Annotated in this window: 11 protein-coding genes; 1 reads left to right on the top strand and 10 read right to left on the bottom strand. The window is 45.9% G+C overall.

Annotated features, from left to right (window positions below; genetic code table 11):
- The first annotated feature begins 48 nt into the window (after window positions 1-48).
- On the top strand, window positions 49-996 hold the full coding sequence (locus tag L1D22_RS05300; protein ID WP_239828957.1) for an aldose 1-epimerase: 948 nt from the start codon (window positions 49-51) through the stop codon (window positions 994-996).
- A 138-nt stretch (window positions 997-1,134) separates the two neighbouring features.
- On the opposite strand, the gene L1D22_RS05305 is transcribed toward L1D22_RS05300, so the two are convergent.
- The 10 genes from L1D22_RS05305 to L1D22_RS05350 all read right to left on the bottom strand — a co-directional run bounded on the left by L1D22_RS05305 (window position 1,135) and on the right by L1D22_RS05350 (window position 15,813).
- Complete coding sequence (locus tag L1D22_RS05305) at window positions 1,135-3,549, bottom strand: glycosyl transferase (protein WP_239828958.1); 2,415 nt, start codon at window positions 3,547-3,549, stop codon at window positions 1,135-1,137.
- Window positions 3,550-3,642: 93 nt separating this feature from the next.
- A complete protein-coding gene (ugpC, locus tag L1D22_RS05310; protein WP_239828959.1) occupies window positions 3,643-4,734 on the bottom strand; it encodes a sn-glycerol-3-phosphate ABC transporter ATP-binding protein UgpC in 1,092 nt (363 codons plus the stop codon).
- Window positions 4,734-6,083 (bottom strand): GH1 family beta-glucosidase, encoded by a 1,350-nt coding sequence (locus L1D22_RS05315; protein ID WP_132981900.1) that lies wholly within the window; start codon window positions 6,081-6,083, stop codon window positions 4,734-4,736. Before L1D22_RS05315 ends, ugpC begins: the two co-directional genes overlap by 1 nt.
- 17 nt (window positions 6,084-6,100) lie before the next feature.
- Complete coding sequence (locus tag L1D22_RS05320) at window positions 6,101-6,949, bottom strand: carbohydrate ABC transporter permease (protein WP_017061568.1); 849 nt, start codon at window positions 6,947-6,949, stop codon at window positions 6,101-6,103.
- 46 nt (window positions 6,950-6,995) lie between these two features.
- Entirely contained in the window at window positions 6,996-7,982 is a 987-nt protein-coding gene (locus L1D22_RS05325) for a sugar ABC transporter permease (protein WP_239828960.1), read from the bottom strand.
- A 67-nt stretch (window positions 7,983-8,049) separates the two neighbouring features.
- Complete coding sequence (locus L1D22_RS05330; protein WP_017631102.1) at window positions 8,050-9,297, bottom strand: extracellular solute-binding protein; 1,248 nt, start codon at window positions 9,295-9,297, stop codon at window positions 8,050-8,052.
- Between the two features lie 18 nt (window positions 9,298-9,315).
- A complete protein-coding gene (locus L1D22_RS05335; protein ID WP_017068575.1) occupies window positions 9,316-10,323 on the bottom strand; it encodes a LacI family DNA-binding transcriptional regulator in 1,008 nt (335 codons plus the stop codon).
- A gap of 786 nt (window positions 10,324-11,109) precedes the next feature.
- On the bottom strand, window positions 11,110-12,450 hold the full coding sequence (locus L1D22_RS05340) for a carbohydrate porin (protein WP_239828961.1): 1,341 nt from the start codon (window positions 12,448-12,450) through the stop codon (window positions 11,110-11,112).
- A 373-nt stretch (window positions 12,451-12,823) separates the two neighbouring features.
- Window positions 12,824-14,884, bottom strand: coding sequence for a prolyl oligopeptidase family serine peptidase (locus tag L1D22_RS05345; protein WP_239828962.1), 2,061 nt, complete (start codon window positions 14,882-14,884; stop codon window positions 12,824-12,826).
- An 11-nt stretch (window positions 14,885-14,895) separates the two neighbouring features.
- Window positions 14,896-15,813, bottom strand: coding sequence for a LysR family transcriptional regulator (locus L1D22_RS05350; RefSeq protein WP_239828963.1), 918 nt, complete (start codon window positions 15,811-15,813; stop codon window positions 14,896-14,898).
- Window positions 15,814-15,944 lie beyond the last annotated feature (131 nt).

The following is a 15,944-nucleotide window of genomic DNA, read 5'->3' on the forward strand; positions in this document are numbered from 1 at the left end:
AATATTTTTTTCTTCTTGTTAATATCTTTCAAAAATGGAGACATCAACATGTTTAAAATTATAAATGAAAAATTTGGAAATATTGACTCTGTCACATTAATAAACCACCAGCATGGTATAGAACTTCAAATAATCAATGGATTTGGTGCTGTTATAAATAAATACGTTGTAAATAACAGTCCATTCTCTTTTATTTGTGGTTATCAGAATTATGATGAACTGATCAACCAACATCCGTTCTTTTCCCGCAGTGCTAAATTATTCCCTTTTCCAAACCGTTTAAACTTAGGTCGTTACAGTTTCGATAACCAAAACCATCAACTCCCGGCTAACTTTCCTTGGTCTGATCACGCCGTACATGGCCTTCTCTACAACCAACCTTTTTCAATCACAAACAGCGTAGTCAATGATCAGTCAGCCAGTGTGACGCTTGAGTATCAAACGTTGTCTTTACATCCAGGTTTTCCGTTCGCTTTTAACCTTGAAGTCACCTTCACTATCGACATCACAGGCAAGCTCTCTTGCTCGACAACTGCCTCTAATTGTGGTGATTTCGCCTTCCCATACGGTGATGCTTGGCATCCTTATTTCTCGCTTGGCACTGACTTGAAACAGTGTGGGCTTACCATGTCACCTTGTGCTGAGGTCATACACGATAACGACCTGCCTAATGGTGAAAAACAGGCTTTTGACCGTTTGTCTTTGGATGATTCCCTGACCAATCAAAGCCTAAACCACTGCTTTGAATTTGATTCGAAGATAACCAACCAGCTGACTTTCACACGCTCAGATTCATCTGCCGCGATTCACTATCAACAAGATGCGAGCTACCCATTTGTTCAGCTGTACACCCCAACGAGTGAGCAAAGTATTGCAATAGAACCAATGACTTGCCCTGCCGATGCTTTCAATAACCAGATTGGCTTACTGACGCTGAGCCCGAACCAATCTCAAACCTTCACTTGGCAATGCCAAGCCACCTATCAACCCAAATAACCGAACTAAAGCAACAGCTGAACGCGACACCAGCCCCCCCAGAGAACGCATTGCTAACGAAAAACTACAACGTAAAAAACAAACGAAAGAAACTAAACGAAAGAGCAATAAAGGGCGCATAAAGCGCCCTTCTCTTTGTTAACCTAAAACCACTTCTACCGTGTGCTCACCCGATGTAAATACCGGTGCTTTGTTACCTGAAATCAGGTCACCATTAACCTTCATCTCAACCACGCCCTTACACACGTTATTCGGGTTCGTGACATGAATGTTGTATGTTGCACCGCGGAACTGACGACGGACTTTGAACTCAGGCCACTCAGCCGGAATACAAGGATCCACCAGCAAGCCATCTACTTCAGGACGAACACCCAGAATCCACTGCGTACCTGCAACGTATGTCCAAGATGAAGTGCCCGAAAGCCATGCATTACGACCTAAGCCGAACTGTTTATGTTCGTCGCCCAAGATGTTTTGTGGGTAGCAGTATGGTTCAGACTCAAAGGTATCAATGTCGTCGTTCTTAGAAGCCGGATTAATTTGACGGTAGTACTCGTAAGCACGTTCGCCATTGCCCATTTTCGCTTCTGCGATCATCACCCATGGGTTTGAATGCAGGAATATACCGCCATTCTCTTTCGCACCCGGTGGATATGTCGAAACGCCACCTAGTTGCGGATCAAAGCCGTTGTAACCCGGCGTTGAAAGCTTGATACCATTAGTCGTGTTTAGCTTGTTGTAAACCGAATCTAGCGCCTGAGTGGCACGCTCTTGTGTTGCGAAACCAGAGATCACAGGCCAGCTTTGACCGTTAGTGTAGATCTGCCCTTGCTCGTTCTTGTGAGAACCAATTGGCAGGCCTTGCTCATCAAAGTAACGAACAAACCATTCGCCATCCCAACCGCACTCATTCACTGTGCTCTGCATCTGTTGATACTGATCTTTAAACTTGGAAGTTAGCTCCGCTTCACCACGCAATTCACAAAGGTCCAGCATATCGAGCAGGGCTTTGCCGTACATGTTGGCTACCATCATCGACTCAGCACCTGTTGGTAGGTTCACCGTGTCATTCCAGTCTGCAAAACCTAATAACGGAAGGCCGTGTTCACCAGTATTGGTGTAGGTAAATTCAATCGCGCGACACAAGTGATCCCAAACGGTGCCTGTTTCCACAGGGTTGCCCGCTTTGTCTTTTTGGTAGAACGGGATCACTTTGTTCAAGAAGTCAGCGTTGCCTGTCTCTTTCACGTATTGAGTGACTGCGTAGATGATCCACAGGTGATCGTCGCCGTAGTAATCCGGGCGATCTTCTTCTTCACGTGAGTCACCTGCGTTCGCTTCCATGGTCGATGGGAAGAACTGGTGCATCGCCGAACCATTAGTGTTTTGCACAGACAGCAGACGCTCAATGAACTCACGCGCCTCTTCTGGCATATGAGTAATTACGCCCAATGTATCTTGCGAAGAGTCACGGAAACCGATACCACGAGCGCCATAGCCAAGCTGATAAAGAGACAGGTAACGAGACCAGTTTTTGGTGGTGTGACACTGACGCGGGTTGTGGACATTAAGCATTGAGTTCATTGCTGGGTCTGGCGTTTCGACCTGAACTGTTTGTAGGTAAGAGTCCCAGTGTTCAGCCAGCTCAGCGAAAGCCGAATCGACCACTTGATGGTCACGGTATTTAGCTAACAAAGGCAATGCAGCTTCTAGGCTCTCTTCTTGTGCAATCTGTACAACCGTGCGTTCTGTCTGCTCTGGAGATAACCAACCTAAACGCAGGTTCAGCGCACCAATGTTGTCACCACGTAGACACTCGGTGTTGCCAAGCTCGTCGTTTTCTAACGCTTGTGGGGCTGCCCATGTGCCGTAACCAAACTGACCAAGGAATGATTGGCGATCACCATCAAACGACGTCGCAGGGCGATCTGCTGTCATCAGGTTTACGGCGTAGTCACGCTTCATGAAGGCATATTGCTCAAGTACAGTATGACCCGACTCTTGCTGGTGTGCTTTCAGCGTCATGGTTTGTGGAACCCAATCTGCATTCAATAGCTGCTTAAGTGCATCGAAGTGCGTGAATTCGTAGACAGGCACTACATCAACGTGTAGCGCTTGGTCTGAAATGTTGGTGACCTTGATGTCTTGCAGCAATACTTGGTCAGCTTTCGGTACGAAGAACGTCGCTTCACAACGCACACCAAACGCTTCTGCAATGATGGTGGTGTAAGACAAACCCGTGTGGTTTTCAAACTTATCAAGTGGCTTCAAAGTTGGGGTGTAGAAAGGTGAGAAAACCTCTACGTTACCCGCTTCATCACGCACCTTAAGGTACATGGTCGAGCCTTTAAAATCTGAGTTAGGCAGTTGTGCAATGTACTTGGTAATGCGGTTTAGTGCCGGGTCACCTTTACACAGCAACACACCGCCGTTGCTATCGACAATGCCACCAAAATCTAATGTACCCACGTAGTTACACCATTTGATCGGTGTGCATGGTGTAGTTGCTACGTATTCTTTGTTTTTATCGTCAAAATATCCGAATTTCATCATCACTATCCCTAGCCCCTCCCGAATCAGGAGGAGCCAAAACAATTTGTCGTAAGTTGGTTGGTGTCAGCTCAATGGCTGATTTAAATTGACTGGCTAGCTCGCTAGCGAGTTCTCACTCAGTGCGTCAAACAGGTGGAAAGCATCCAAATCCAAGTAAAGTGTTAGCTCTTTCACATCCACTTCAGCGGCTTGGGTCTCAACCATCAGCGGTTGACCACCAATTTCTGTTTTCAGAAGAATGCTCGCGCCCAACAATTCCTTGTCTTTGATTTTCACAGGGAATGGCAGAACTCGGTCGTGGTCCACTTGCTCTGCACGTAGGTGGATGTCTGTTGGACGAACACCAAAGTGAAGCGCTAGGTTTTTAGATGCCAGAGACTTAAAACGCTCCGGCAGTGGGATATGAACATCGCCAAGTTCAACGAAGTATTCGCCTTCTTTTTCAATCAGCTTTGCTTCCAACATGTTCATTGATGGGTTACCAATGAATTGCGCGACAAACTTGTTAGCTGGGCGTTGGAACACCTCTGTTGGTGTACCCACTTGAGCAACGTAACCGTCTTTCAGAATCACGATTCTGTCCGCCAATGTCATCGCTTCGATCTGGTCATGTGTAACGTAGATCGTGGTGGTTTTCAGCTCGCGGTGTAGGTGTTTGATCTCTTCACGCATCACGCCACGTAGTTTGGCATCAAGGTTAGATAACGGCTCATCAAACAAGAACACTTTAGGTGTACGAACCATCGCACGACCCATTGCCACACGCTGACGTTGACCACCAGAAAGTTCTTTCGGCTTACGGTTCAGTAGTGGATCAAGCTCTAGCATTTTCGCCGCTTTTAGTACTTCTGCGTCGATTTCTGCTTTCGGCATGCCTTTCAGTTTGAGTGCAAAGGCGATGTTCTCGTACACCGTCATGTGTGGGTACAGTGCGTAGCTTTGGAATACCATCGCCAAGTCACGGTCTTTAGCATCGACTTTGTTCATCACTTTGCCACCAACCACGATGTCACCAGAGCTGATGCTTTCTAGACCAGCAAGCATACGTAGTGTGGTCGATTTACCACAGCCAGATGGGCCAAGGAAAACCACGAACTCACCGTCTTCAACCGTAAAATCAAACTCTTTTACAACCTCAACATCACCGAATGATTTTTTGATGTTCTTAAATTCTACTTTAGCCATTATCTGTTCTCCTCAGCGCGCTCTTGAAGCATGTTTCGGTACGCAATTGCGCTCTGTTTCAGTGTTCTTTCTTGGGTGGTGTAGTCAACATGGACAATGCCAAAACGCTGGCAGTAGCCGAATGCCCACTCAAAGTTATCCATCAGACTCCACGCAAAGTAGCCATCCACTTTCACACCTGCTTCAACTGCGTTGTGAACCGCTTCGATGTGGCCTTGGAAATAGCGAACACGTTGGTCATCCATCACTTGTCCGTTAACACGCTCGTCGTTACCTGCGGCGCCATTCTCAGTAATGTAGATAGGCGGCATATTTTCGTAACGCGCATCCAGTCTTACCAATAAATCGGTTAGGCCTTGTGGGTTGATTTCCCAGCCGATGTAAGTGTGTTCAGCATCGGTTTGTTTTACTGATTCAATGTCGCCGTTCTCGTTGAAGCGAGCGACATTGCGTGTGTAGTAGTTGATACCGATGTAATCAACAGGAGCACTAATGATGTCTAGATCGCCTTCTAGAATCATCGGCATGTTCATCGCTTGGCGTTCGACGACCAGTTGTGGGTATTCACCCTTCAAAACTGGGTCGATGAACCAGTGGTAGTTCTCGGCTTCGCAGTAGTCTGCGGCGCCTTGATCTTGTGGTGTTAGTGGGTAAGCCGGAGTCGCGTTAAATACCACGCCATGCTTAGCATGAGGCGCATTCTTACGAAGAATCGGCATTGCCAAACCGTGTGCCAACATTAGGTGGTGAGACGCTAAGTAGCCCTCTTTCTCACCCTTGATGCCTGGCGCATGCTCGCCCCAACGGTAGCCTAGGAATGCAGAAACAAACGGTTCATTCAGCGTTGTGTAAACATCAATCTTGTCGCCGAAGTGGTTACTCACGACTTCTGCGTATTCTGCGAACTTGTAAGACGTTTCACGGTTTAACCAGCCACCTTTGTCTTCAAGGTATTGTGGCAGATCCCAGTGATACAGAGTTACGTAAACCTTCATCCCACGAGCATGACACTCATCGATGATCTGCTCATAAAACTCAAGGCCTTGCTGATTCACCACACCGTCTTGCGGCAAGATGCGTGGCCATGCAATTGACAGGCGGTAAGCATCAACGCCTAAGCCTTGAATCATCTCGATGTCTTGTTGCCACAGATGGTAGTGATCACACGCCACGTCACCACTGTCGCCGTTATCTACCTTACCCGGCTTCTTACAAAACGTGTCCCAGATAGACGGTGTACGACCGCCCTCTTCAACGCCGCCTTCAATTTGGTATGAAGATGTCGCGACACCGAATACAAATTCCTTACTGCGTAACTTTGAATCACTTGGAAGTTGAAATTTATTCATTGTTATAACCCTTAAACCTAACCTTTAACTGCGCCGGACGTTAAACCACTGATCATCTGTTTCGATGCGAACAGGTATGTAATCACGAGTGGTAAAATAGAAATTGTGGTACCTAGCATTACCGCGCCCCATGGCGTATTCGGAATACCTTGAACACTTCGTAGTGCTTGTGTGATGACGTAATTGTCTGGGTTGTTCAGCACCACGAGAGGCTGCATAAACATGTTCCAGAAGAAGACGAACTGCACGATAGCGAGTGTTGCTAGTGCTGGTTTCATCAGTGGTAGTACCACACTCCAATACGTTCTGAACTCACCTGCGCCATCCAATTTCGCTGCTTCTAATAGCTCTTTAGGAATAGATGCAATCACGTGCTGACGCATCAAGAAGATACCAAATGGCGTGGTTGTGAACGGTAGCCATACCGCCATGTGGTTATCCAGCAAGCCTAAGAATTTCACGATCATGAAGTAAGGGATCAAGCTAAGCACAGGCGGAATCGCCATTGAGCCAACCAGCATGCCGAACAACACGTTCTTACCGCGGAACTTAAACACAGCAAACGCGTAGCCACCCATGCTACAAAACAGCAGCGAGATGGTGGTGCCTAAGAAAGCCACGTAAATCGAGTTAAACATCGCTTTCCAAAATGGCATGATTTCCAGCAGTTTTGCGTAGTTCACCATCAGGCTATCACCAATCGCAAAGCTGATGCCCGAGCCGAAGATCTCCGAACGGTCACGTGTTGAAAGCAGTGCTGACCACACAAACGGGAACACCGTAATGATTGCGGAAACAATCAGTAATATGCCGAGCATGACCATCAAGATCTTAGTCATGATGTACATGGTGCGTTCGCTTGGCATAAGGCCACTTAGTGGTGAGGTATTTGTCTTAATTGATGTCGACATCTTAATGTTCCCCTAAGCCTTTCTTACCGAAGAATAAAAATTGAACCAAAGTACAAGACGCGATGAGTGCAAACAGAAGCCATGAAATCGCTGACGCTGTGCCCATTTCTAACCATTCCCAACCCACTTTGTAGAGGTACATAGAGATGGTTAAACCAGATTGACCTGTACCACCTGTACCACGCGTTAGAACGAACGGTTCTTCAAACATTTGCAGGTTACCGATGATGGTCATGGTGATTGCAAAGAAGATGAATGGACGAATCATTGGTAGTGAGATGTTCCAGAAGCGGCGGAAGGCATTGGCACCATCCATACGAGCAGCTTCTAAAATGTCTTTAGGAATCGTCATTAAACCTGTGGTGTAAAGGACGATGTTAAAACCGGTGTATTTCCAGAAAACCATGATCGCGATAGACGGCTTCACCATAGTGGCATCGTCTAACCAGCGGATTGGTTGAAAATCGTTAACCCAAGAAAATGCCCAACCAAACAGCGTGCTATCAGCCAATGCCATTAGCGTTTGGTTAATGATTCCTGAGTTAGGAGAGTACATATTGAAGAAAATCAGCGACGCAGCGACCGTTGATGTGATGAACGGTAGAAAGTACGCCGATGTTAGCCAGTGACGCATACGGTCACCCATTGAAACCAACATATAAGCCACTGGAATTGCAACTAAATGCTGAGCCACACCCGATGTGATTGCTAGCCACAATGTATTCTTTAATGAACGCCATAGCCACGGGTCAGTCAAGGCAATGTGATAGTTCTCAAAACCAACGAACTGCATTGCGTCCATGCCCTGTACTGGGTTCCATTCGTGGAACGACAGGTAAACAGAGAACAACAGCGGGAAGATCCCAAATACAGAAAAAATGATCAGAAACGGCAGAAGAAATCCATACGGTGTAAGCGCTTTCAAATTTAGACGAGAAAAAAAGCTTGGCTCCGAAGGTTCTATCGTTGTGCTCGCTGTATGATTCATAGTAACGACCTCTTAAAAAAGGAAGCGCGTTATCCACGCTTCCTCACTTACTCAAAGTAATAACAAATTAAAGATTACGCGTACGACGCTTGATTAGGCGCTCTGCCTCTTTAAGTGCTGTCTCGATGTCCTTGCCTTCATCAAGCACTTCCATCAATGCGTTCTCTAAGATGATAGAACGTGCAACGTGGTCGCCTTGAGCTGGAGATACTGGTTTGATGTTCTGTGCCACTTCAGCAAATAGTAGACGTGCTTTCTGTCCTCCTAGGAATTCCATCTCTTCTTGGAACAACTCATCGTCATACGTGGTTACGTTCGCAGGGAAAGCAGCAATCGTTTCGAAGTGCTTAAGTTGAACGTCACGGTCTGTCGTCATGTATTCAATCAGCGCCCAAGCTTCATCTGGGTTGTCTGATTGAGTTGGAATCGATAGGAATGAACCACCCCAGCTGCCGTAGATACCATCAGGTAGGTTTTCTACCGCCCACTTACCTTTGGTTTCAGGAGCGATCCAGTTGTTTAGGTGACCAAGTAGCCAAGCGCCAGAAAGTTGAGTTGCAAATGTGCCGTTGCGGAAGCCTTCGTACCATTCGTTAGACCAAGCCAAAATGCGGCCGTCTAAGCCTTTGTCGCGAATCTCTTTTGCTACTTCAAAAGCGTGAACAAAACGCTCAGATGTCACAACTGGGTTGCCATCTTTATCGAAGTAAAGACCTTCGCCTTCAGGAACTGTGGTGAAGATGATCGCTTGTGCAACGTCCGCTGCTGAAGCGATAAGTTGTACGTTTTGCTCTTTCAGTTTTTCACCCGCAGCGATGTATGAATCCCAATCTTTGATTGCGTCTTCTACATTGATGCCGGCTTTTTCAAACACGTCGGTACGGTAGTACATAACACCTGGACCAAGGTCGACAGGAATACCGTACATGTCGCCGTCAGCGCCTTTGCCTTGTGCCCATGCGTAAGGTGCGAATCGTTCTTCGTATTTATCTGCACCGTAGTTTTCAGACAGGTTAACTAGGCCGCCAGAGCCAACGAATGGACCGATTTTCTCTACGTCCACAACAATCACATCACCTGCACCAGAGCCCGTTGCTAGGTTAGTGGTTAATTTCGTGTGGTGGTCACCGTGGTTGTTCATAAGGTAATCAACTTTGATCCCTGTTTCCTTTTCGAAATCAGGCAGTAATACCTTCAGGCTGCTATCGAAATCAGGGAAACCGTCGAAACGAATCTCTTTGTCAGCCGCGTTCACCGCTGTTGTTCCTAATCCTAAAGCAACCGCGCATGAAAGCGCCAAGGTCTTAAATTTCATGTTCTATCCTTAATATTTTTATAGGGTAACGAGTAAATCCGATACCGAGTTTCTAGTGACCAACGTCGGCAGCAATTTAAAGTTCACGTCATGTTTGATTTTTTTTAGCTTTTGTAGAGTGAGCTGCACTGCTTCGATGCTCATCTCTTCAATGGGGAAATTAATGGTGGTCAAACTAGGGGTCAGATAGCGCGCGAAGATGGTGTTATCGAAGCCAACAAGAGAAACGTCTCTCGGAACAGACAATCCCTCTTTATGCAGAACTTCGAACGCGCCAAATGCCATGTGATCGTTTGAAGCGAATACCGCCGTAAAGTGGCATTTTCTGTTGATCAACTTCTTCATGGCGCTGATGCCAGTCTCTTCAGTAAATCCCGCCTCAGAGACTAAGGCTTCATCGTATGGCACACCGGCTTCTTCCAGTGCCTTGCGATACCCCTGCAAACGCCCCCTAGCGTCCGCTTTATCTAAAGGCCCGGTAATACACGCGATATCTGTATGTCCCTTTTGCAAAAGATATTGAGTAGCGAGTAGCCCCCCGACTTCGTTATCAATATCAATGCAACTCATCGCCATTTCTGGGATGAAGCGGTTAATCAAAACCACAGGGGTCCCCTGTTCTTCCAATTCAATTAAATAGTCATCACTGAGCAGTTGAGTATGAAGAATCAAAGCATCGACACGACGCCCCAACAGAAACTCCACAGACTCGCGCTGCCCTTGTTCGGTGTTCGAACCCGCTGTAACCACAGCGTGGTAACCGAAGCGGCGTAGGTTTTCCTCTATGCAATGCAAGATGCCTGAATAGAAAGATCCGCCCAGTTCTGGAACAACAACACCCACACTTCCGGTACGACTGGAAGCCAAAGCCTGAGCGATAGAGTTCGGACGATAACCCAATTCTTTGATCGCTTTTTCAACCTTTAACTTCTTGTCGTGACTCACTCTACTGGTGCCATTGATAACCCTAGACACCGTCGCTTGAGACACACCTGCATGTTCTGATACGTGTTTAATTGTTGCCACTCGAACCTCGATACTTCATTAGCTTGTAACCGCTTACAAAACGATTATTAAGGAATTAAGTCTCAGTAGGCGTGAGTAACATCACACTAAACTTGGAGGTAAAAAGGCCAGTTCTGGAAATCATGAAAGCGCTTACAGATTCACTTCACGCCATGAAACTGTTTCATGGAATTCTTGCTCACCTTATCAAAACGGCGCTCGGTTACTTGCTCCCAGAGAGCTAATAAGCGTGCTCAAGTTCCGTTTATCAAAAAGCACAATTCGGTGATGAACCCGCAGCAGACGGTAATATACGGGGCTAAATTGACCCTATTATTTCAGTGGCTATGCGAAATTGTATGGGAACATTTCAATCAATCCTAAGGTCCGATGAACCTCTTCTCAGCATAAAAGCAGTATAGATATAACACTTTCAATGACGCCCACATTCACAACCGCTTCCTGAAGCCTGGCGATTACAACAATGATGAAATGAGTAGAGTAAGTCGCTTTCAAGCAAAGCTATCTACTTTCACTTGATCTATAAAGACGGGGTAACAGTGTGTTGCAAATAAGAGCTAACTGTAGCTGGGAGAGCAGAGTTTTAAGATGAAACTGAGATCTAGTGGCGAAAAAAAGGGCACAAAATGTGCCCAAGAATGGAGTTAATTGAAACGTGCCCTAATCAATCTGCCTTTAGGGCTAAAATGGACAGTATTTACGTACTATTGAAAAGCATGGATATTCGAAAGCATGGCTCTTTGAAAATATGCCAAATTCAAAGAGCCGCTCTTTCTATATCGGTGATTACCACCAAGCTTCAAACATTGCGCCGAACGACAATGTGTCAACATTCGTTGTCTTCACTGTGTTGCCTTTGGTTTCTACATCACCCACGGTTGTGTAGAAACGAAGCATTGGACGGCTCCAAGGTAAGCCACCTAGAGAAACGTTTTGAGAAAGCGTTACTTTCCATGCGTTCTCTTCACCGTCGTCATCGTAATCAACCATGCCGTAGCCAGCTTCTAACCATGTAGAGTGAACATCATCCCATTGGTATTGTGGACGAACGATACCCGCGTATTCCGTGTTCTCGCGGTCTAGATCTGAGCCTGAATTGTCTTTGTACGACACTAAGTAATCGATGATGAAGTTGTCTGTTGCTGCGTAGCTACCTTCAACACTTGCGTACAAAGTTTGGTAGTCACCTTTTAGGTCATATACTGATGAATCCGCGCCGTCACCATATTTAACAACCAACTTGTTAGAGTCGCCTAGCCCAAGAGTCGCACCCACAAGGTATGCCGTTTCATCACTGACTTTTTGTCCTTGAGTCACGACAGGCTGCATTGAATCTGTCACTGGATCGTATACGTATTCAGTCGTCGTAGACGTATCCGCTTCGCTCGATGCAAAACCGTAGTTCGCGTAAAAATCCAGATTACCAATACCTGCGTCAATACTGTGTAGCTTCGCTGTCACGGCGTATCGGCCATTGTCATTTACGAGGCCGCCTTTCACTTGGCCAACAAAGCCCATATCTAGCTTAGCGCCACCAAAATCTAAGTTGTTAAAGCCCGCGCCTTGACCATCGTGTGTCATCCAAAAGTAATCGTTCAAACCTTGTTGCGGACGTTGATGGAAGTCGCGACCAGCCCACATGTAAAGTTCTGGTTGGCTTTCAAATACATTAGTTACACCTGCGTACATTTTCTTCATGCTCAGGCCGCCGTCGTCAGCCCAAGCATCGGCTTCCCAGTGGTCAGCCATGAATACGATGTCCCAGATAGCGCCGTTGTCAGCTTCGAAAAGCTTCGCTAGCTGAACCTCACCACCATTGGCTTCGTTACCTAAACGACCGACAGAGCGACCTGTTGTACCAATGTCTACATAACGCTCATCACCACTCTTGTAGTGAGCGCCGTAACGAGCATAACCAGAGAAGACGATGCCATCTGGCACCTTAGTTTCTGCAGTTAAAACCGCGGGTTGTTGATCGTTAACATAATCAATGTCAACAACCTTAGACTCTAGCTCTTGGATTCGTTTTTCTAATGCTTCGATATTAGTATCAGCAGCAAAAGAAGAAAGTGAAGCAAGCGAAGCCGCCACTGCGACTGTTATTGGCAAAAGCTTAAATTTTTGCATTGTAATTCCCTATTATTTTTTTGAGTTTTCATCGAACAGGGAAATATTAAGCAATGAAAGCGTTGAAAAGTTAGTCGCTGTTCACACTGATAAATTAGCTTAAAACCCATGAAACTTTTAGAAAGTTCACAGCTAAAATTATCAATTAAATATCAATCACCTACACTAAACACTTCGTAAAATATCAGCTTGAAATCGCTTTCATTTCATCAATAATGGTGGGGTCTATCACGGAAAAGCGTGTGTGAAAATGAAGGAAATATGGTGCAGTTTTGATTGATTTTCATATATATGAAAAGCCTCAAAATCCAAGGTCGATTTTGAGGCTTTTTGCTCTGAGTCAAACACCCAATTATCTAGAATCAAGCATTATCTAAAACGAATCTAGAGATTCAACGCCCGTATTAAATAGCGTAAATGCATAGATATCTGCAGTGAGATCGATCGCTTTACTCAACGGCATTCCTGCACCATGACCCGCATTAACATCAATACGAATCATCACAGGAGCACTACCTTCATGCTTGTCTTGCAGCTCTGCAATGAACTTATAAGAGTGCGCTGGCACCACGCGGTCGTCATGATCAGCGGTTGTAACCAAAGTTGCTGGGTAATCGACACCACGAACCACATTATGAACCGGAGAATAACCAAGCAAGTATTCGAACATATCTTTGTTTTGCGCGGAGGTACCGTAGTCGTACGCCCAGCCCTCGCCAGACGTGAAGGTGTGGTAGCGCAGCATATCTAACACCCCAACAGCAGGCAGAGCCACTTGGAACAGCTCAGGCCTCTGTGTCATACAAGCACCCACCAACAAACCACCGTTAGAACCGCCACGAATCGCTAACTTGTCGCTACTGGTGTAGTTTTCTTCGATTAAGAACTCGGCTGCGGCAATGAAGTCATCAAATACGTTTTGCTTCTGTTGTTGTGTACCCGCTTTGTGCCACGCTTTGCCATACTCGCCACCGCCACGTAAATTAGGCACCGCATATACACCACCGAGTTCCAACCAACTGCCCACTGTGCCTGAGAAAGAAGGTGTTAGGCTGACGTTGAAGCCGCCATAGGCATACAACATGGTGGGGTTATTACCATCCAGCTTTAGTCCCTTCTTATAAGAGATAAGCATCGGAACTTGTGTACCATCTTTCGAGGTATAGAAAACCTGTTTAGACTCAAACTTGTCCGATTCAAACGGAGACTCAGAGCGCTGATAAATTTCTGAGCGGCCAGATTCAACATCAAAAGAAAAAATAGTGGGCGGCGTAACATAGTTGGTGAAGGTGTAATAAAGCTGAGTTTGCTCTTTTTTACCACCTAATCCACTGGCCGTTCCCAGACCGGGTAAATGGATCTCACGAACTCGGTTACCTTGGTAATCCAGCTGCTCAATTTTCGACACCACATCCACCATATAGTGAGCAAACAAATAGCCACCACCAGTGCTGATGTCTAATGGCTGTAGCTTTTCTGAGATGATATCTCGCCACTGCTGAGTGCCAATATCAAAGCTCACAACCTTGCCGTTCGGTGCATCCAGATTGGTGTATAGAATAAAGGTCTCATCTTGGTTATCGATGAGATACGTATCGCTATCCACATGATCAACCAACGTATTCAGCGATTGTTCTGATGAGTTTAAGTCGATATAAAACAGTCTGTTACCCGACGTCGATTCTTTCCCAAGAATAATTAGGTAACGATCGTCTTCGGTGGTGTAGCCTGATACATAGCGGTGCTGCTCGGCGTTGTTCGCACCAAAGATCACCTTGTCGCTCGCTTGCTCTGTGCCTAATTCATGGAAGTACAGCTTATGTTGTTCTGTACGAGCAGAAAGCTCACTGCCATCTGGTTTGTCGTAGCTGGAATAATAGAAGCCGCGATTACCTAACCAAGAGATGCCGGTAAATTTAGCGTCTGTGATTTCGGCTTCAAGCTGCTTTTTAGTTTCGGTATCAATCACAAAGATCTTGCGCCAGTCGCTACCGCCTTCAGAAATGCTGTACGCCACCAAGCTGTAGTCTTTTGAGAACGAAACAGAGCCCAGTGATGTGGTGCCATCTTCCGAGAAGGTATTCGGATCTAGGAAGACTTCAACATGCTGCCCCTCTTTCTGACGATAGAGAATGCTGTGATTCTGTAGGCCATCATTCTTATAGAAATAGGTGTAATCGCCTCTTACGAACGGCTGTGAGCTCTTTTTGTAGTCTTGCGCTTTTGCCAGTCTTTCTCGCAGTTCTGCGCGATACGGGATTTGAGCAAGGTAATCGAACGTGACTTCATTTTGGCTCTCCACCCATTGGGCGGTTTCATCACTTCTGTCGTCTTCTAACCAACGATATGGGTCTTCGATTATCTGACCAAAATAGTCATCGCTGACGATCTGTTTATTGGTGGTTGGATATTGATACTCTTTTAAATAGCTCATCGTGATCCTTATTAAAAATAATGTGAAATCGTCAGGTAACGTGTTCTGATGTGTTCAATCAATAACTTAATCTTGTTCGGTGGCTGGCGCGTAAAGGGGTACACCGCATAGATACCGAGCTTCTTGCCGACTAAATCTGGAAAGATATCCACCAACTGCCCATTTCTAATATCGTGATACACCAGACAACGCGGCACGTACGCAACACCATGACCGCCCAACGCGGCTTTACGCAGTGCTGTCGCGTTATCGGTAGAAAAAGAGCCTGAAACACGCACTATGTATTTGTCCTTATCAGTAAAGCCATCTTTACTGTGCAGAAATTGCCACTCACTAGCGCCCGTTGTTTGATAAGCGTATTGCAGGCAGTTGTGATCCACCAAATCTTTGGGCTGCATCGGCTTACCGTTTTTGGCGATATAAGATGGAGAAGCACACACCACCCATTGCGAATCAAGGATATGACGAGCAATTAAACTGGAATCTTCCAAATAACCGGTTCGAATGACCAAGTCGAGACCATCCTCAACCAAGTCGACAAAGCGATTGTTCAGAGACATATCGACCGTTAAACCTGGGTGCATATTACAAAACTCGGCCACAGCGTCTGCGAGAATCAAATCTCCGGAGATAGTAGGCACTGACATTTTGATATGACCACTGACATTTTCACCAAAGCCTGAAACTGCATCCATAGCCTCTTGAGCTGCCTGCTTCACATTTTTGGCCCCGTGTAACATTGCCTTGCCCGCCTCAGTCAGGGTCAATTTACGCGTGGTTCGATATAATAATTGCACACCAATCTCTTCCTCTAAACGCGCAATTCTTTTACTAACTACCGAATTTGTAAGGTTATTTTGCTCTGCCACCTTACTAAAACTGCCCAGTTCTACCACCTGTGAAAACAGGATCAAATCGTCTGCTCGCATCTGATTATGCCAATTTTGGAATTAATTATTTTCATTATTTCCCTATATCAATAAAAAATAAAGGGGTAAATTCACGCCAAATTAACAAAACAATTACAAAAACAGTCATTCCAATTACAAGAGTCGCCCAA

This window comes from Vibrio sp. Isolate34 (genome assembly GCF_022397915.1).
In the GTDB taxonomy this organism is placed as follows: Bacteria; Pseudomonadota; Gammaproteobacteria; order Enterobacterales; family Vibrionaceae; genus Vibrio.